Origin of the sequence: Bacillus sp. WMMC1349 (assembly GCF_013155385.1) — a bacterium.
In the GTDB taxonomy this organism is placed as follows: Bacteria; Bacillota; Bacilli; order Bacillales; family Bacillaceae; genus Bacillus.
This window is the reverse complement of the sequence record NZ_JABJUQ010000007.1, coordinates 1,458,875-1,478,296: the sequence shown is the minus strand read 5'-3', so window position 1 is coordinate 1,478,296 and position 19,422 is coordinate 1,458,875. Positions and strand designations below refer to the sequence as shown.

The 19,422-nt window shown below is 38.8% G+C and carries 14 protein-coding genes and 6 pseudogenes; 2 read left to right on the top strand and 18 right to left on the bottom strand.

Features of this window, described 5'->3' with window-relative positions:
• Positions 1-8: 8 nt before the first annotated feature.
• The 7 genes from priA to HOO54_RS09825 form a co-directional block, all read right to left on the bottom strand.
• Complete coding sequence (gene priA / locus HOO54_RS09855; RefSeq protein ID WP_172294750.1) at positions 9-2,426, bottom strand: primosomal protein N'; 2,418 nt, start codon at positions 2,424-2,426, stop codon at positions 9-11.
• The gene (coaBC, locus tag HOO54_RS09850; RefSeq protein WP_172294748.1) at positions 2,423-3,640 is read right to left on the bottom strand and encodes a bifunctional phosphopantothenoylcysteine decarboxylase/phosphopantothenate--cysteine ligase CoaBC; all 1,218 of its coding nucleotides are present in this window, start codon (positions 3,638-3,640) and stop codon (positions 2,423-2,425) included. The genes priA and coaBC overlap by 4 nt, the downstream gene beginning before the upstream one ends.
• A 79-nt stretch (positions 3,641-3,719) precedes the next feature.
• Positions 3,720-3,920: a DNA-directed RNA polymerase subunit omega gene (rpoZ, locus tag HOO54_RS09845; protein WP_172299463.1), complete on the bottom strand. Its 201-nt coding sequence runs from the start codon at positions 3,918-3,920 to the stop codon at positions 3,720-3,722.
• Between the two features lie 4 nt (positions 3,921-3,924).
• Complete coding sequence (gene gmk / locus HOO54_RS09840) at positions 3,925-4,539, bottom strand: guanylate kinase (protein WP_172294746.1); 615 nt, start codon at positions 4,537-4,539, stop codon at positions 3,925-3,927.
• 8 nt (positions 4,540-4,547) lie between these two features.
• Positions 4,548-4,817: an extracellular matrix/biofilm regulator RemA gene (remA, locus tag HOO54_RS09835; RefSeq protein ID WP_172294744.1), complete on the bottom strand. Its 270-nt coding sequence runs from the start codon at positions 4,815-4,817 to the stop codon at positions 4,548-4,550.
• A gap of 79 nt (positions 4,818-4,896) precedes the next feature.
• Positions 4,897-5,772: a YicC/YloC family endoribonuclease gene (locus HOO54_RS09830; protein WP_172294742.1), complete on the bottom strand. Its 876-nt coding sequence runs from the start codon at positions 5,770-5,772 to the stop codon at positions 4,897-4,899.
• A 122-nt stretch (positions 5,773-5,894) separates the two neighbouring features.
• Positions 5,895-8,567, bottom strand: coding sequence for a calcium-translocating P-type ATPase, SERCA-type (locus tag HOO54_RS09825; RefSeq protein ID WP_172294740.1), 2,673 nt, complete (start codon positions 8,565-8,567; stop codon positions 5,895-5,897).
• 129 nt (positions 8,568-8,696) lie between these two features.
• Here HOO54_RS09825 and HOO54_RS09820 point away from each other — a divergent pair, with 129 nt between their 5' ends.
• The gene (locus HOO54_RS09820) at positions 8,697-10,424 is read left to right on the top strand and encodes an Rqc2 family fibronectin-binding protein (RefSeq protein WP_172294738.1); all 1,728 of its coding nucleotides are present in this window, start codon (positions 8,697-8,699) and stop codon (positions 10,422-10,424) included.
• A 106-nt stretch (positions 10,425-10,530) separates the two neighbouring features.
• Here HOO54_RS09820 and HOO54_RS24235 read toward each other — a convergent pair.
• Positions 10,531-10,978, bottom strand: a pseudogene (locus HOO54_RS24235) (SAM-dependent methyltransferase); the annotation flags it as partial.
• A gap of 539 nt (positions 10,979-11,517) precedes the next feature.
• Positions 11,518-11,636, bottom strand: a pseudogene (locus HOO54_RS09810) (GNAT family N-acetyltransferase); the annotation flags it as partial.
• A gap of 647 nt (positions 11,637-12,283) precedes the next feature.
• On the opposite strand from HOO54_RS09810, the pseudogene HOO54_RS09805 reads away from it, so the two are divergent.
• Positions 12,284-12,790 (top strand): annotated as a pseudogene (locus tag HOO54_RS09805) (protein rep); the annotation flags it as partial.
• Positions 12,791-12,793: 3 nt separating this feature from the next.
• On the opposite strand, the pseudogene HOO54_RS24230 reads toward HOO54_RS09805, so the two are convergent.
• The 9 genes and pseudogenes from HOO54_RS24230 to sat form a co-directional block, all read right to left on the bottom strand.
• Positions 12,794-12,974: pseudogene (locus tag HOO54_RS24230) on the bottom strand (GNAT family N-acetyltransferase); the annotation flags it as partial.
• 142 nt (positions 12,975-13,116) lie between these two features.
• Positions 13,117-13,703: pseudogene (locus tag HOO54_RS24225) on the bottom strand (IS1595 family transposase); the annotation flags it as partial.
• A 55-nt stretch (positions 13,704-13,758) separates the two neighbouring features.
• Complete coding sequence (locus tag HOO54_RS09800; RefSeq protein ID WP_172294736.1) at positions 13,759-14,502, bottom strand: hypothetical protein; 744 nt, start codon at positions 14,500-14,502, stop codon at positions 13,759-13,761.
• Between the two features lie 126 nt (positions 14,503-14,628).
• A pseudogene (locus HOO54_RS09795) lies at positions 14,629-15,417 on the bottom strand (IS1595 family transposase).
• Positions 15,418-15,595: 178 nt separating this feature from the next.
• Complete coding sequence (locus tag HOO54_RS09790) at positions 15,596-16,090, bottom strand: NAD(P)-dependent oxidoreductase (RefSeq protein WP_172294734.1); 495 nt, start codon at positions 16,088-16,090, stop codon at positions 15,596-15,598.
• Positions 16,090-16,839 carry a sirohydrochlorin chelatase gene (locus tag HOO54_RS09785; RefSeq protein ID WP_172294732.1) on the bottom strand — a complete coding sequence of 250 codons (750 nt, stop codon included), beginning with the start codon at positions 16,837-16,839 and terminating at the stop codon, positions 16,090-16,092. Before HOO54_RS09785 ends, HOO54_RS09790 begins: the two co-directional genes overlap by 1 nt.
• On the bottom strand, positions 16,839-17,615 hold the full coding sequence (gene cobA / locus HOO54_RS09780) for a uroporphyrinogen-III C-methyltransferase (RefSeq protein ID WP_172294730.1): 777 nt from the start codon (positions 17,613-17,615) through the stop codon (positions 16,839-16,841). Before cobA ends, HOO54_RS09785 begins: the two co-directional genes overlap by 1 nt.
• 72 nt (positions 17,616-17,687) lie before the next feature.
• Positions 17,688-18,281, bottom strand: coding sequence for an adenylyl-sulfate kinase (gene cysC, locus HOO54_RS09775; RefSeq protein ID WP_172294728.1), 594 nt, complete (start codon positions 18,279-18,281; stop codon positions 17,688-17,690).
• Positions 18,271-19,422 (bottom strand): sulfate adenylyltransferase, encoded by a 1,152-nt coding sequence (gene sat, locus HOO54_RS09770; RefSeq protein ID WP_172294726.1) that lies wholly within the window; start codon positions 19,420-19,422, stop codon positions 18,271-18,273. Before sat ends, cysC begins: the two co-directional genes overlap by 11 nt.

Here is a 19,422-nt window from a genome sequence, read left to right as displayed (position 1 = left end):
ATTTTTTCTTACATCATCATATAAGGATTCATATCGATCGAAATGACTAACTGTTTTTCTTCCATATCGCGGTTGTAATGATCCATCATATTTTTTAGTAAAGATGTAAGCTCGTTTTCCTGTTTGTATTTTATCACGCATTGATAGCGATATCTATCTTTGATCTTGACAATAGGCGAAGCGGCAGGTCCAAGAATTTTGGCATCGCCAGAAATATTCTTTTTTAAATATTGGGCGATTTTTTCCGTAACGAGAGCCGCTTTTGTGACTTCTTCGTGGGAAACCGTAATGAGTGCCAAATAATAATATGGCGGATAAGCCTGATATTTTCTGTTGAACATCTCCTGCTGAAAAAATGCCTCATAATCATGTGTTTTTGTTAATTGAATGCTGTAATGTGAAGGTGTATAAGTTTGAATAATGACCCGACCCGGTTTTTGATGACGTCCTGCTCTGCCGCTGACCTGTGTCATCAACTGAAATGTTTTTTCTGCTGCTCTAAAATCAGGGATATGCAGCATTGTATCCGCACTAAGCACACCAACTAGTGTCACATTTTCAAAATCCAAGCCTTTGGCAATCATTTGTGTTCCCAACAAAATATCGGCTTTCCCTTGTCCAAATGAGGATAGCAGTTTTTCATGGGCTCCTTTTCTAGATGTTGTATCTACATCCATTCGAATCACTCTAGCTTGCGGTAGAACTTTGTTTAATTCTTCTTCAACCCGCTGTGTACCTGTTCCAAAATAACGGATATGCTCACTCGTGCACTCTGGACAGGTTGCCGGCATTCCTGTTTCAAAGCCGCAGTAATGGCATTTAAGACGCTGTCCTGCCCGATGATATGTTAAGGAAATTTCACAGTGCGGACATTGGATCACATAACCGCAATCTCTGCACATGACAAACGATGAATAGCCCCTTTTATTTAAAAAAAGGACAGCTTGTTCACCTTTTTCAAGCATTTGTTCAAGATCTTCCATTAATTCCCTTGAAAACATAGACCGATTTCCGTTTCTCAGCTCATTTCTCATATCAATAATCGAAACTTCTGGCATCGCTTGATGATTGACGCGATATTTTAAAGAAAGTAGCTTGTAGACCCCTTTTTTTGCCCTTGCAAATGATTCAAGTGTCGGTGTGGCACTGCCAAGAATGACTGGACATTTATGATACTGAGCTCGTTTGATTGCCGCTTCTTTCGCATGATATCGTGGCATCTCTTCTTGTTTATACGATGTTTCATGTTCTTCATCAATAATCATCATGCCTAGATTTTCAAACGGGGCAAAAATCGCCGAGCGTGCGCCTACAACTAGTCGGACTTCCTTGCGGTGAATTTTTCGCCATTCATCATATTTCTCACCTGTTGAAAGACCGCTGTGCAAAACTGCCACCTGTGATCCGAAACGACCTTTAAAACGTTTGACCATCTGCGGTGTCAGTGAAATTTCAGGAACAAGAACGATGGCTTCTTTACCAGCCTTTAATACTTTCTCAATCGACTGAAGATAAATTTCTGTTTTACCACTTCCTGTGACACCATGTAGGAGAAATACATCATGCCGGCTTTTTTCAAGCGCTTCAGAGATCGCTTGATAAGCTTGAGTTTGCTCTTCTGTTAACGAGAGTGGCTCGGTTTTTTTGAAGCTTTTATCCTGAAAAGGATCTCGATAAACTTCCTCTTCCTTTTCTTGTAAAAGACCTTTTTGCAAAAGTGCTTTTAATGATGTAGACGAGCTCCCTGTTTTTTCGAACAGATCCTTAACAGGGACTGATTGACTTATTTCGTTCTCAAGGAAAAACTTGAGAAGCGCTTTTTGTTTAACAGCTTGCGGCGATAGTTCATCAAGCGCTTTTTGCAACTCCGCTTTTGAACCAAGCAGAGCCACCGTTTTGCGCATCTTTTTGTTTGTTTTTTGAGAAACTTTGTATGCTACTTCAAGATTCCCTGCCTGAACTTGTTGCTGGATAAGCTTTAACACATCATGATCATTAATATCTGTGTAGGAAAGTGTTGTTTTGCCGGAAAATAAGCTTTTCAATGGCTCTGTGAGCGGTTTATTTTTGATCACTTTGATTTCTTTCGCGTATTTGGCTTTCATTGCTGCCGGAAGCATCACTTGTAAAGCCGTCGTTTTATAAGAAAGTGTTTTTTCTGTCAGCCAATCAGATAGTTCAAGCAACTCCTCAGTTAAAACAGGTGTCAAATCAATCATTTCAGCAATATATTTGACTGACTTCTCAGGGAGATGAGAGTCGTCTTTCACATTGATGACAAACCCTTGAACTTTTCGGGGACCAAAGGGTACAATGACCCGCATCCCTTTTTGGATCATCCCTTTCCATTTGTCAGGGATTCGGTAATCAAATGGTCTATCGAGATTTTTTGTGGTGACATCAACGATCACTTCAGCAAAATTCATGTAAGTTTCCCGCTCCGTTCCACTAGCCCGGCGACCTCTCGTAAAATCTCTGCTGCAGCTGCTTGTTTTGACATGAGCGGATATGCATGATGTTTACCATCACGATGATAAACAGTCACAATATTGGTGTCTGTTCCAAAACCAGCACCATCTTCAGCAATATTATTAGCAACAATCATGTCGAGATTTTTCACCGCCAGTTTTTGTTGCGCATAATCTTCGACATGTTGTGTTTCTGCAGCAAAACCGACTATGATTTGGTTTGTTTTCCGCTCTCCTAGTTCTTTTAAAATATCTTTTGTTCGTTCAAGCTCAATCACCAGTGCGCCATCTTTCTTTTTCAGTTTGTGATCATGGACATGTTTTGGTTTGTAATCTGCGACAGCAGCCGTTTTAATGACGATATCGCTCCCTGCAAATCGAGACATGACCGCATCAAACATATCAGCAGCAGAGGTGACTGGAACAACATCAACATCTGTTGGTGCTTGAAGTGAGGTTGGACCGGTAATCAACGTGACATGAGCCCCGAGCTTGTGAGCTTCTTCAGCGAGCGCATAGCCCATTTTCCCTGTTGAATGGTTTGAGAAAAAACGAACTGGATCGATTTGTTCCCTTGTTGGACCTGCTGTAACAACAACATTTTTTCCTTTTAATGGGCTGTCTTGCTTAACAGAAAAATGTTCTTGAATAAGCTGGATGATCTGTTCCGGTTCCTCCATCCTACCTTTCCCCACATAACCGCAGGCAAGATATCCTTCACTAGGTTCAATAAAACGATAGCCATCTTTGTAGAGAGTGCCGATATTACGTTGAACCGCTGGATGGTCATACATATGAACATTCATGGCTGGCGCAATCCAAACAGGAGCACATGTGGCCAAAAGTGTTGTTGTCAGCATATCATCAGCAATTCCTGAAGCAAGTTTACCAATGATATTTGCCGTTGCTGGTGCAATGATGACTAAATCAGCCCAATCAGCCACATCAATGTGGGCAATCACATGGGGATCCCGTTCTTCAAATGTATCTGTGTATACTTCATGACGCGAGAGCGCCTGAAAAGTAAGCGGAGAAACAAATTGACAGGCTGAATTGGTCATCACGACTTTTACATTAGCACCAGCCTGCACAAGTTTACTCGTTAATGCGGCCGCTTTGTAGACCGCAATCCCCCCGCTCACACCTAACAAGATGTTTCGATTTTTCAGCATCGTTTTCTCCCCCTATGCCTTGTTGATAGTTCTTTAAAAAAATAACAACCTACTGGATAGGTTGCTATTTTTACAATTATTAGCGATTTTCCTTTTCAAACGTAAGCAGTCCTGCATCAATTTCTTCAAGCGCTTTGCCGACATACTTGTGGGACTTTGGATTTTGTATTCGCTGATCTTTATTGATCTGCATTTCACGAGCGCGCTTTGCTGATACAGTCACAAGCGTATATTTTGAATCAAGTTTACCCATTAAAGAGTCAATTGACGGATCTAACATATTTTTATTCAACCTCCAACATTTTCTTATACCTAGGAGCAACACGGACACGCTTTAAATGTTCAGCGAGTACGATTGCTTTAATTTTTTCGCATGCATGCTCAATACTGTCATTTTCCACAACATAATCATACGCATCCATCAATTCGATTTCTTCTTTGGCAGCCCTCATCCGGTTTTTGATCAGAGCTTCAGATTCTGTACCTCTCGTCACAATCCGATTTTTCAGTTCTTCTAGACTTGGTGGCGCCAAAAAAATAAACAGACCTTCAGGAAAGGCTTTCTTCACTTGAAGCGCGCCTTGAACCTCAATTTCTAAAAAAACGTCTTTTCCTTCCTGAAGTGTTTTTTCAACATAATCGACTGGTGTTCCGTAATAATTGCCTACATATTCGGCCCATTCAAGTAACTGATTGTTCTCGATCATGTCTTCAAATTGTTCGCGTGTTTTAAAAAAGTAATCAATACCATCTCTTTCGCCTTGTCTTGGTTTACGTGTTGTGACTGAAATCGAATACTCAAATGCTGTGTCCTCTTGAGCAAACAGCGCCTGTCTAACTGTTCCTTTGCCAACACCGGAAGGACCAGAGAGAACGATTAATAATCCTCTTTCTTTCATACGGCTTTTTATCCCTGCCCTTCTTCGATCATTTCTTCTTTGGCTGATAGCCTTTGTGCTACTGTCTCAGGTTGAACAGCCGATAAGATGATATGGTCGCTATCCATAATAACAACCGCACGGGTTCTTCTTCCATATGTAGCATCGATAAGCATACCTCGATCTCTTGCATCTTGGATCATCCGTTTGATAGGCGCTGATTCCGGACTCACAATCGAAATAAGCCGATTTGCGGATATAATATTGCCAAAGCCGATATTAATCAGTTTAATCGTCATCTTATACGTTCCCCCTGTATTTGAACGTCTCTTCTAGTGTAGCCTGTTGAGATCGTCCGTAAACAATAAGCACAATCCACTATTCTATATTCTGCACTTGTTCTTTTATTTTTTCAATAGAGCTTTTCATTTCAACGACATGTTTTGTGATTTGGTGATCATTTGCTTTTGAACCAATCGTATTGGCTTCCCGGTTTAATTCTTGGACAAGAAAATCGAGCTTGCGTCCAATCGCTCCGCCTGTTTCACAAATGTCACGGAATTGGCTAAAGTGACTTTTCAACCTTGTCAATTCTTCTGTAATATCAGAACGGTCAGCAAATAAAGCCACTTCTGTCAAAAGTCGGCTTTCATCCATACTGTCTGATGACCATTCTTCAAGCCGTGCTTTGAGACGTTCTCGGTAATGATCAACCACCCTTGGAGCATGTATTTCGATTTCTTCTGTCAGCTTTTCAAGTTTAGCAATATGGAGAAGGCAATCCTCTTTAAGTCGCAAGCCTTCAGCTTCACGCATCCCGCACAATTCAAGGACAGCCGCTTCAACAGCCTCAAGCAGTACCTGTTCAAGGTGTTGAAGTTGAACAGGCTCCTCTTCGACCTGAACAACGTTTTCAAATTGAAAAACGTCATGAAGTGTAACTTCTCCTGACAGCTGATAACGCTCTTTCATCTCTCCGGCAACCGTGATATATTCTTCGAGCAGCGGCCAATCAACTTTTATTTTTCGGCTGACTAAAGCATCACCATCAACCGACACGAACAGCTCAAGCCGGCCTCTTTGTATATGTTTAAAAATCTTTTGCTTGATTGTCTCTTCTAAATAGAGCAATGGCCTTGGCATACGAGCATTCACTTCTTTAAACCGATAGTTGACAGATTTCAGCTCAACAGCTGCTGTCAAACCATCCTTTGTTTTGCTGGCGCTGCCGAAACCAGTCATACTCCGAATCATATAACACACCCAATTCTGTTTAAGTGAGTAAACTGTTAACTATTTTACTTCCACCCTACCATATGTAACACTCAAAAAGGTAATAGAAACCTCTATTACCTTTAAGATTATATCATACAAGCCTATTTTTTTCTTGTCAAAAGTGAGCCGGCAAGTAAAAAAGTTGGAATAGCTGACATCCCGATAATGAGGAGCCAGTCCGTCATTAAAATTGGCACCGTGTGGAAAATCGGCTGCAGCGGCGGATAATAAATGACTACAAGCATCAATAAAATGGATGACAGAACAGCACCAAGCAAATAGATGTTTTCAAACGGGTTACGGTCAAAAATGGACCGTTCACTGCGACAATCAAAAACATGAATCAACTGGGCAAGCACCAATGTCGCAAAAGCTACAGTCTGCGCATAAGCAAGCGCTTCTGGATTGCGGTGATAAATGAACATAAATGCGGCAAGTGTCGCAATACCAATTAAAAAACCGCGTGAAACAACTTTCCAGCCAAGTCCTCTCGCAAATACGCCTTCTTGCGGATGCCGCGGTTTTCGGCGCATGACATCACCTTCAGGCTGGTCCATCCCAAGCGCCATCGCTGGCAGTCCGTCTGTGACAAGGTTTACCCATAGAATCTGAATCGGAACCAACGGCAATGGCAGTGCAAGTAGCATCGCAAATAGCATCACAAGGATTTCACCGACATTTGAAGCTAATAGATACCTAATGAACTTGCGAATATTCTCGTAAATATTCCGTCCTTCCTTAATTGCCGCTTTAATGGTGGCAAAATTATCATCGACAAGAATAAGTGATGAAGCTTCTTTGGCGACATCTGTACCTGTGATCCCCATTGAGATGCCAATATCAGCCTGCTTTATAGCTGGGGCATCATTCACTCCATCCCCTGTCATGGCGACAATATGGCCATTTTCCTGATATGCGTTGACAATTTTCAATTTGTGTTCAGGTGACACTCTGGCAAACACGTAAACATCTTCAACAATGTTTGTCAGTTCTTCCTGAGAAAGTTCATTCAATTGCTGTCCATCAATGACTTTTCCATGACGCGGTAATAGACTTAGATCTTTTGCAATTGCAGTAGCTGTCATAACATGATCACCTGTAATCATGACGGTTTTAATCCCGGCTTCTCGGCATTCTTTAATTGCTTGTTTCACCTCTGGCCGAGGTGGATCAATCATGCCCAAAAGTCCAACAAATGTCAAATTGGATTCTGCTTTTTCAATAGTGGGATTCTCACCGTTTTTCAAAGGTTTGAAAGCAACCGCAATCGTTCTTAGCGCTTGGGAAGCCAGTTTCTCAAGGACACTGCTTGTTTCTTTGATTCGGTCTTTTGTAAACGGTTCTCGTTTCCCTTGTTTTAATGTGTGCACAGATCGCTTCATTAAAACATCAGGTGCTCCTTTTGTAATGACAAAACGGTTACCGTTTGTATCCTCAACAATGACAGACATCATCTTTCTTGAAGAATCAAATGAAAACTCTTCAACAATCTTAAAATGTCCATCAAGATATCGATCTGTAAACCCGGCTTTTTTAGCTGCGATCAGTAAAGCACCTTCAGTTGGATCTCCATCTAAACGGAACTCACCATCTTCCTCTGTAATTGAGGATGAATTGCATAATGCGCCAAACAATAACACTTGCTGTAAAGACTTATGATTTTTCACTTGAATGTCCCTATCGTTCATGGTGAATGATCCTTCAGGATTATACCCGACACCTGTAACATTCCATGTTTCTCCTGCTGACCAAACATGAGTCACTGTCATTTTGTTTTGTGTCATTGTTCCCGTTTTATCAGAACAAATAATTGAGGCACACCCTAAGGTTTCAACAGCAGGAAGCTTTCTAACGATCGATTTTTGTTTGATCATTCGCTGGACACCAAGAGAAAGAGCAACTGTGACGATAGCTGGCAATCCTTCGGGTATCGCAGCAACAGCAAGTGAAACACCTGCTAAAAACATGTTGTACAGGTCATGTCCTTGAAAAACTCCGGTTCCCACTACTAATATGGTTAAAAATAAGGCGGCGACAATCAGGATTTTACCGAGTTCTTCAAGCCTGCGCTGCAATGGTGTTACTGTCTTTCCCGCTGATTCAAGCATATCGGCAATTTTCCCCATTGCTGTATTCATACCAGTACCTATCACAATTCCGCTGCCGCTTCCCCTTGTGACAAGCGTTCCCGTAAAAGCCATGTTCTCCAAATCACCTAAAGAAACCTCATCAGCTCGAATCGCTTCTGAATGCTTAGAAACCGGCAATGATTCACCAGTAAGTGCAGACTCTTCAATTTCAAGACTTTTTGTTTCCAACAGCCTCAGGTCGGCACCGATCCGATCACCGCTCATAAAACGGACAACATCCCCTGGTACAAGTTCTCTAGAAGCTACTTTGATCCAGCTTCCGTCACGAAGCACCGTCACTTGAGGTGCTGACAGTTCCTTTAATGCTTCAAGTGACCGCTCTGCCCGTCTTTCTTGAAAAAACCCGAGTACCCCATTGACAAAAATGATGGCAATAATCGCAATTGCATCAATGTATTCACCGAGAAAACCAGAAATTAACGTTGCTGCAAGCAACACCAACACCATAAAATCTTTAAATTGTGAAAAAAACAAAGCGAGTGCCGAGGTTCTTTCTCCTTCTGAAAGTTCATTAACACCATATTTTCCGCGCCGTTTATCCGCCTCTTTTTCTGTTAATCCTTCGTTCATGGACGTTTTTGTTATCTTTAACAATTCGCCTTGTCCCATTTCATGCCATTTCATCGAATCGTCCACTCCTCCTACCTTAGGAACTTTTAAGGTTACATCTCTACAAGTCAATTTATTCAGACTCGTCCAAAATCATGCTATAATAATGAGATGAATAAATGAACGAGAAAAGGGTGTATTCGTATGTCGTTTGATGGCATTTTTACATATGGAATGATAGAAGAATTAAACAAAACCATTGAGGGCGGCCGGATTTCAAAAATTCACCAGCCATATAAACATGAACTTGTTTTTCATGTCAGAGCAAATGGGAAAAACCAAAAACTGCTGCTATCTGCGCATCCCAGCTATGCGCGGGTTCATTTGACGGCCGAAACATATGATAATCCCAGTACACCACCCATGTTTTGCATGCTACTCCGCAAACATTTGGAAGGTGGGTTTATAGAGAAGATCGAGCAGATTGGAATTGATCGTCTGATCGTTTTTCATATCAGAACCCGCAATGAAATTGGCGATATGCTCATCAGAAAGCTTTACGTGGAAATCATGGGTAGGCATAGTAATATCGTGGTAACTGACGGAGAAGGAGAAAAAGATGTGATCATTGACAGCTTAAAACACCTGTCACCTTCAATCAACAGTTATCGGACCGTTCTTCCCGGTCACACATACATCCTCCCTCCAGCTCAAAACAAGTTATTACCACTTGAAACAGATGTGGAGCACATCCTTCGCTACTTGAATTTCCAGGAAGGAAAATTGGATAGACAAATTGTTGAAACCTTTTCCGGTGTTTCACCGCTGTTTGCAAAAGAAGCTGTATGTCGTGCGGGGCTTGCAAACCGGACAACACTGCCAAACGCGCTGATGAAGATGTTTAGCGATGTGAAAGAACACAAGTTTACACCTCAATTGGTCAACAACAATGGAAAAGAATATTTCTATCTGCTTGATTTGACTCATGTAAACGGAAATAAGCGAACCTTCACGACTTTAAGTGAACTCCTTGATCGCTATTATTTTGGAAAAGCAGAAAGAGATCGCGTGAAACAACAGGCCCATGATTTAGAACGATTTGTCTTCAATGAAAAGAAAAAAAACGAAAAGAAAATCAGCAAACTTGAAAAAACACTTGAACATTCAGAAAAAGCACAAGTATATCAGCTTTATGGAGAGCTTTTAACAGCAAACCTTTATCAATTGAAAAAAGGTGACAAAACCGCGAACGTCGTCAACTACTATGATGAAAATGGCGCGGAAATGAAGATTCCGCTTAACACGAATCAAACACCATCGGAAAATGCCCAAAGCTATTTTACAAAATATCAGAAGGCCAAAAACTCCGTTGATGTTGTCAAAGAACAAATCAGGCTAGCCGAAGCGGAAATCGCTTATTTCGATCAGCTTACTCAACAGCTGTCAAGTGCTTCTCCAAGGGATTTAGAAGAAATTCGCGAAGAACTTGCAGAAGGAAAATACTTGCGAAGCAAACAACGGCAAGGGCAAAAAAAGCAAAAAAAACAAGCACCGTCACTTGAATTATATGAATCTACAACAGGGGAAAGCATTCTTGTTGGAAAAAATAATAAACAAAATGAGTATTTGACGATGAAGCTTGCCGCGCGTGACCATATTTGGCTTCATACGAAAGATATTCCCGGCTCACATGTTGTGATTAAAACGAGTGAACCCGATGAAAAAACGATACTTGAAGCAGCCCAAATCGCTGCTTATTACAGTAAAGCGAAACAGTCTTCTTCAGTTCCTGTTGATTACACGAAAATACGCCATGTGAAAAAACCAAATGGGGCAAAACCAGGCTTTGTCACATATGACCATCAGCAAACCTTATATGTCACACCTGATGAAGACCTCGTGATTAAACTAAAAAAAGGTGCTAGCAAATAGGTGTTGTTGATGGTAGGGGAACCTTTTGAACTGGCTCCCCTTTTTCATTCTGGCTTCAGTCTGAATATATCTGTGCTGTTAAACATAACCATAGACCTCGTTTTGTTTATATCGTCCTAGCTTTAATTACGAAACGATGTTGCTTCACATCATAAAAGCCCTTAGATTGAATATATTTGTGTATTTTATATAAGTTTTCTTCATATTTTTCAATACTGAAGTCTGGAACTTGCCAAGGAATTGCTTTTAAGTAATATACTAATGCTCCAACATCATAAAATCTTTGAATTGGGAATTCTTCATTGCTATATAATACTTCAACCTTATTCATTTTTAGTTCCTGTAATGCTGTTGTCAGATTCCAATTTTCAAATTTTATTCACTGATTCATTTAACAATTAATTGATTTCAATACAATCTAATCCTCCAACTTGCTGTGTTAATAACGTGCCATTTTCTTGGATGATTCTTCTTACTTCTTTAGGTGAGTAAGATTCATGTTGATTTAAAATCAAGTTAAACTGTTTATCATGAAATGGCAGGTCAGAATCATTCCAAAATATTAATATATTATATATAATGATTAAAAAAGGTATGAAGCTGGAATTTATGGTAATCATTAAAAAGATTGTGTTTGGCTTTATGATTTGTCATATTACTTTTTTGGTCCTTCTCTATTTAAACCTATATCGTATGGGAGACCTTAAATACGCAGGTGAATTATTGAGTTATGCATTCTTTGTTTTCTCATACCTTTCAGCACTTGCGTTAATTGAATACTTATTTTTTGATTTTATTGTTAAAAAATTTTTTCATTTCCGAGCCTCTTTTAATATCATCTTCATCTCTCTATTAACCGTATTTGTGCACACATTCAGTTTGTATTATTTTCAGACTAAAGATTTCTTCTTTCTAAGTATGACTGCTTTCAGTGCTTTTATTATGAGCCGCTCTATTCCATTTGTTGAAAAAGCCTCTGTTAATTTTTAGTATTGATCATTGCGTGAAAAATAGAGGAAACCTAAATGAATAGGGGTTCCTCTATTTGCACTATAAAATAGCTTAGTTGAATAAGAGTTCAACAAGAAATATCTTAAAATTTATAGTACCAAAAAAATCAGTATTTCATTTGCTGTTGGAAAGTTTGAATAAAGCATCGTATCAACTGCACCTATTGGCATAAAGATGACAAGCTGAAACATTAAAAGATTTATGGAGTGAAAAAGATTTTGAAACTGCTAGAATAGCTATAAAACATATAACAAGCTTTAAAGATGCGATTAGTAATTTTAATAAAGTGATTGTAGAAGAAAATGGTACAGGAGAGCTTACTAAGTTTAATGATGAAGTTACAGCCCAATATGAAAAAATTGCTGAGGAACAGGTACAACTTAGAGGGATAACATGTAATTAATTCATGCAGGTTCTTATTCAGCTGCATCAGCTTTGCTAGGTATTACAGGTGGACTTTCTGTGGGTATTCCCCTTTATTATCTCGACAGCTTATTATTTAGGAAGCTTGCTTTGCTAAACTGAAGTAAGGGGTGAGAATAATGTTTTTTATAAAAAAATTCCATTTTTCTTATGTTTTTTTAGGAATAACAATCATACTTTTTTCGGCATCGTTTAGTGATCATGAAAATGGATTGTATATTACATTATTATTCTTATTCCTGTCTAACTTTACTTGTTTTTCAACAGAATATTTAGTTATACGTTATTTTTAAAATAAGAATAAAAATAATTTAAAAACAGGAAAAATCTATGCAATGTTTATTATGAGTCAGGTCGCAATTACGTTGATAATATTTTTTACTTTTAAAAGTGTTTTTTAAACAACATCCTGTTCTTAATCAGTTTGGCGAAGGTCGTTAAAAATTGCCTATCACAATTGATTGTAGAAGAAGCAAACAGGCAGTATAAAGCCTGCATGGATATTCCTCACGTTAACAGTCAGAAATGTTGAGGGCGATGATCTGAAACAGACCATTTCTGATATGATGAAAGGTTTTAATAGATTGATGAAATATAAAAAGGTAAATTCTTCGATACTTGGATATTTCAGAGCTTTAGAGACCACGAAAAATCATGAAGAAAATACATATCATCCACATTTTCATGTTCTTGTTCCTGTAAGGAAAAGCGATTTCACAGGGAAAAGTTATATTAAACAGTCGGAATGGACAAGCCGTTGAAAGCGTGCAATGAAATTGGATTATACACCGATTGTGCACATGCAGAGGGTTAAAGAAAAAAAGAACATTGATGCGAAAGCGATTGAAAAAGAAGTTCGTGAAGCAATGGAAGAACAAAAGGCGATTCTTGAAATCTCGAAGTATCCAGTCAAGGATACGGATGTGATACGTCTCTTCTTCTTCAATATAACTAATGTCAACTTCATCATCTTCGTACTTCTTAAAAATATGGTTCAGAAAACTTTTCCACTGTGTATTTCCAAACGTTGTTTTTAAATATAGGTATGATTCTTCCTGAAACAACGAAACTGTCGTTTGGTTTATTAAAATCCTTCATATTAAATTGATTTATCATATCAATCTCTCCATTAAAACCAAATATATATTATTACCTATATTATGTTATGAGTTTCACTTCATCCTTCTTTAACTACCTGGTTGTTGAAGAACTTTGACCGTCGTAAACTGTCATATGTGTTCTTCATTTCTAATACAAATCATGTTAATAGAAATTCTTTTATATGCTGTTTCGTGCCTTTTTACTGCGATTATCGACAAATAAGAATTAAGATATTTCATAGCCACGCCTTTAAAGTGATATATCCATTTTTTCAAACGAGAAGGGAGACCGTTGACATTTTCGGGATTTGGTATAAGCCCTTAATAACGTGTTTACCATCATTTGATTTAATACGATAATGCAAGCATACATTACAACCACGTTTTCATTGGATAGTTATCGACTTTTGTTTTTACAATACGCTCCATACATACAAACAAACTTTGGAGACGGTAGATTTTGTTCGGTCTTTGGCAATAAGAACACTAACCTGTTGTTGCTTATTCCCCGATGTTTAGACTTTCCGCCACGTTTACGAGGTTTAGTTCTGTAGAATACAGGAAATAGGTCTCGTCCATTTCGAAAATACCTTGTAAAAGGTTGTGTATCCAATAAAAAACTACCATTTCAGCACCATTTTCGGAAAGAGTCCCCTTTGAACTTTCCTTTTCAGACACGGTACACGATGGTGTTTATTGTGTCAGTAAAGGTTTTACCACAACACTTACAGAAATACCGTTGCTGTTCTATTTTTATCATATTCGCTTGTTAAACTAACACACCCTTTAGTTAAAAAAGTTTAAGATTTCTGTGATAAATCAATCTCAATGGTATCTTCTATATAGGTTTCTCCTCTATCATTTTCCCTTATGACTTCTATTTTTACTTGTTCGTTGTTTTTCCAATAAACCACAAAGTTATCAGGGGTATACATATCTTTTGGGATATATTCCTTATATCTTTTTAAAATACTTCCTCGTTCTCCATAAAAAATTTGAACCGTTGAGTATTGAGATGTTCCTTTAGATTTGCTTACCTCTCTGAATTCAATAATATTTATATGATTTGGTGATTCACTTGTCTTAAACGTAAAAGAACCTAGCTCGATTTCCACATTCTCTTCGAAAGGGGTAGAAGAATCTTTAGCGTTAAATTTAATTACTTCTGGTTGTTGTTCCTCTCCATATATGGTAATCGTAGCTTCATTATCATTATTCCAATGGATTGCGAAATTTGTATCCTGAAGTATTTTCCCATCATTACTAACACTTCGGTCAATATGTTTCCAACCGTACTTAATTCTTACTGAGGATGGGCCAAAAAAAGCTGGTTGTCCTTTCTCAACAACTTCAATAGCATTAGTATCGTTTGGAGAGCGACTAATGAAAAGAGTTTTCTCTTTAAAAAACATTTCAAAGGAAAACACACCAACTAATATAATAATTGGTCCGAATAACAATATAACTGCCCAAATAAGACACCCCCATTTTGTTCGTTTTTTAGTCATCTCAATATCTCGATTAAAATCTTTATCAATATCCATCTAGATACTTCCTTTATCTTCTAATAAATTTTATTCCATTAATAAGATACCTATCAAATTTTAATTATTCCTTGTTCTATTACACTGCTCCGTTAGTTGAACAAGCAGTTATGTTTATATCGTGAATCAAGATAACCTAAGTGTATCATATGTTACCGTATTTTGTATTAAATTCCCTTTCATCATCAAGTCATTCATAGTAACAGAATTTCTTTGATGTTGAATGGATTCTAATACTTGAAACCAAGCAAAGTAATTATTCAGATATTTAGTTGCAACCCATAAAATCGTTGTATCCATCCTTTAAGCCTTCGGTGATAATTGTTAACGTTCTGGATATGGTATAGTCCGTTTGTTCGAACCTTACCATCAGACTTGAGTTTTGATAAATATCCGTCCTTTTTTCTGAGTATAGGAAATAGGTCTCGTCCATTTCAACGATACCTTCAAAATGAGATATTTCCATTTGTTTTAATGATAATAAGAGTTTGTGCCTCCAGTAGAACAATGTAACGTGAGTAATGTTACCAACTAATTACGTAGAGAATATCCCTCTATCATACATTCAACGAATTTGAGATGCGTGTTCGTTATAGAGCAGTATTTGTTAGGTCAGTAAAGTCTTTTTATACGCTTTACAGCGATAACGTTGCTTTTCTACTTCATCGTCATCAACAATCGTTGAGGATGTGCCATACCGAACAATATGTTCTGATTCGCAGTCAGGATAATGATAACCGCTCTTATTTTTGCGTTCAGATATTTCTTGGAGAACAGATCCTATCGAAGAGGATGCAGTAAGTGCATCCATTAAATATTTCGTAGTCAGTGTTTTTCTACTAAATTTAGTTTTTGAATGGCTTTAAGAACACGTTCATCACCAATTTTTATATAGTTAAACCCATTACAAAACATATGTTCCCACAAACCAAAATATCAACAACAGACTTTAACAGAGCCAATTAGTAAACTTGGTCTTTTTTTATGTGGTAATTTGTCAGTGCAAAACGTTTTGCTCACCTTGGTAAGACGATGATATTACAGAAAAGATAGCTATCCCCTTGATCCATCGTTCATACGAAAATCTCTTGGATCATTTACTGTTCCCTCTTCTTTTCTGATATAGTCCATCAACTTCTTTAACAAACTGGTCATCAATCAGTCCATCAATTTGATCGGCGAGCTTTATCGTATGGCTTGGGCTTGCCCCATTTGTCGAGACGGAAACTGTGATTTTTCCTTTGTTAATAATTTTAGGGACATAAACATCTCCTAGCTTCGCTTCACTGGCAACATTGACGAGCTGATAAGGATTAGCTGATGCAGCAATTCGTTTGTTTGTCTCAGGATGATCGGTTGCTAAAATGATCAAAAAAGCGCCTTTTACATCTTCTGGTTCAACTTTTTTTCGCTTCCAGTCAATCGAATGTGATGTCATCAGTTCGAGCATGTCCCCTGATATTTCTGGACTTACGACTGTAATCACTGCACCTTGATTAAGCACCGTTTTCAACCGCCTTGTCGCAATTCGTCCTCCTCCTGCAATGACAATCGCTTTTCCGTTCATGTTAATATGTAGCGGTAACATCAGTCTTTCCCCCTAAAATCAAAAATTGTTTCCTCAACCCGCTGTAAAAATGCTTTTTTTACATGGGGATGAAAACCGAGATATTTTGTCAGTACGATATCAGGATTGGTTCCTTGTAATGTTTCAGTTTCCCGCTCAATTTGATTCATCAGTATCCCTGTAAATAACAGATATGGGACGATAAATGTTGTTTTCCCATCACTTTCTTTATACCGTGATAACACTTCTTGATAATGAGGTTCACAAGCAGTCATAAAACAGGGAATCACCTCTTCAACCGGAGCAAGTGTTTGCAGACGGGCAGCGATCTCCTTAACATCTCGTTTGACATCCGGGTCTGAGCTCCCGCGGGCAACCAATATGATCCTCGCATGTTCAGCCTGTCTTCCTGTTTCCTCTATTCGACCCAAAACGGCTTTCATGACTTCCTGATCAACGCCAATCGGCCTGCCGTAAGTGACATGGACTGACGGATAACGTTCAGAAAGATGGGCGATTTCTTCGGGAATATCTTTTTTGGCATGTGCGGCGGTTAACAATAAAAGTGGCACAGCTGCAATATGTGTCGCACCTTTTTCAACACAAGCTGTAAAGCCTGCTTCAATATTAGGTACAGCTAACTCCAAAAAAGCCACTTCCTGAATGGGGGCGGCTAGATCTGCTTGACAACTTTCTAAAAAAGCTGTCGCTTCTTGCTGGGCCTTTTTTAAACGACTGCCATGACCAATATATAAAATCGCTTGTTTCATTATAATAGCGCCTCCCTTAATAGCTTATTTTTGAGCTCTGTTTCAAACCAATTGATGTTTGAGCGGAAATTGACAACATCTCCAATGACAATTAAGCTTGGATTTGTAATCTTTGCGGCTTTGACTGTTTCAGCAAGTGAATCCACGGTACAAACCACGGTTGTTTGTTGCTCTGTCGTTCCCCAGTGGATAAAAGCAGCCGGTGTTTGTGGATCTCTGCCATTTTGAAGGAGAAGTTTTTCAATTTGTTGAATGTTTTTAATCCCCATATAAATCACGAGTGTATCAATCCCAGCAGCCAACGTTTTCCATTTTCCTTCAAGGTTTTCGTCTTGTTTATAATGCCCTGTTACGAAAGCGACACTTGAACTAACTTCCCGATGGGTAACAGGAATACCTGCATATGCAGCGGCCGCTATTCCTGATGTAATACCGGGAATCACTTCAAATGAAATCCCATGTTCGGCAAGGCTTTCCGCTTCTTCGGCCCCTCTACCAAATACAAATGGGTCTCCTCCTTTTAGTCTGACTACGTTTTTCCCTTTTTTCGCATATTTGACAAGGAAATGATTGATTGTTTCCTGCTTCATTGTGTGATGATCGGGGAGCTTTCCGCAATAAATCAGATCTGCTTCTCGTTTTGCATGTTGTAAAATCCGAGGATTAATTAGTCGGTCATATAAAATACAATCCGCTTTTTGGATCGCTTTTAAAGCTTTGATTGTTATTAAGTCAGGGTCTCCAGGACCTGCCCCAACGATATACACTTTTCCCATCTTCGATTTCCCCCATATCATTATATATGAAATGAGGAAAGTACATGAACTGTACTTTCCTATTGATCATCTTTATCTCGCGTTTGCTATTACATATTTGAGCAGCTGATTTTTGCACTCATTCTGGTTATGACTGCTGGTATCAAGGACAAGTTCTGGTGTTTTTGGTTCTTCATATGGTGAACTGATTCCTGTAAAAAACGAAATGTCCCCGTTTCTAGCTTTTTTGTACAAACCTTTTGGATCTCTTTTTTCACATGTTTGCAAATCGCATTTGACATAGACTTCGTGGAATTCTCCTTCTTCCATCAGTTGTCTAACAAGGTCCCGATCTTCTTGAAAGGGAGAAATAAATGCGGTGATCACGATTGTCCCTTGTTCGATAAATAACTTGGCAACTTCACCAATCCGACGGATATTTTCTTTACGGTCTTCATCTGAAAAACCGAGATCTTTGTTTAAGCCATGTCTTATATTATCACCGTCAAGCACGATGACTTGATAATTTTTTTCAAACAATTCACGAGCCACAGCGTTGGCAAGTGTCGACTTGCCAGAACCGCTTAAACCCGTCAGCCAAATCAGCAAGCTTTTATGGTGATTTTTTTCGTGGTATTCTTGTTTTTTAATCGATTGCTGATGCCACACAATATCTTCATTCACCAACAGTTCCCTCCTTAGAAGTAGCTAAACCTTTGATTAAAGTTTGGATGACTTCAGGACGGCTAAATGTATGTGGTGGACATTCACCGTTTCTTAACATGCTTCTCACCTTCGTACCTGACAATATGACATGATGTTCATGATCATGTGGACACGTTTTTATCGTCGCCATTGAATTACATGCCTGACAGTAAAAGCTATGTTCGAATTTCAGCGGTATAATCCCTATGTCTTTCGCTGTAAACTGATCAAATAGCTCTTGTGCTTCAAATGTTCCGTAATAATCACCGACTCCAGCATGATCTCTTCCAACAATAAAATGTGTACAACCATAATTTTTTCTGACTAGTGCATGAAACACGGCTTCTTTCGGACCGGCATAGCGCATAGCTGCTGGGAAAACCCCTAAAATAACACGGTCTTTTGGATAATACTGATCAAGTAGTACACGGTAGCTCTCCATCCGGATATCTGCCGGTATATCATCTGATTTGGTTTCACCAACTAATGGATTCAAAAACAGCCCATCAACGGTTTCCAAAGCGGTTTTTTGAATGTATTCATGCGCTCTGTGTACAGGATTTCTCGTTTGAAAACCAACGATCGTTTTCCATCCGAGAGCAGCAAATTTCTGTCTTGTCTCCTTCGGTTCAAATGTGTATGCTGGAAATTGTTTTTTACTCCGTTTGATCAGTGTAATCAAGCCACCGACATAGATGTTTCCCCGCTCAAACATTTTTTTGACACCCGGGTGGTTCAAGTCACTTGTTTTATATACTTTTTCTGCTTCTATTTTCTTGTCAGGTTGATACATATCTTCTATGTCGATGATGCCGTAAGTTTCTCCTTGATACATGAGACGGACCGTTTCGCCTGTTTGTAATTGAACAGCTTTTGCCTCATCAACCGGAAGTGTGATGGGCAGTGTCCACACTTCACCACTCGCAAGCCTCATATTGTTTAAAACTGACAGATAGTCTTTTTCTGTTAAAAACCCTTGAATAGGACTGTACCCGCCAATACCAATCAGTTCCAAATCAGAAAAAGCAATGGAATCCAATTCGATTTCTTGTGAAATGTTTTGCACATCGTATTCTTCATTGACACGGTTCACTAACACACCGCCATGTGGCTCTAAACTCAT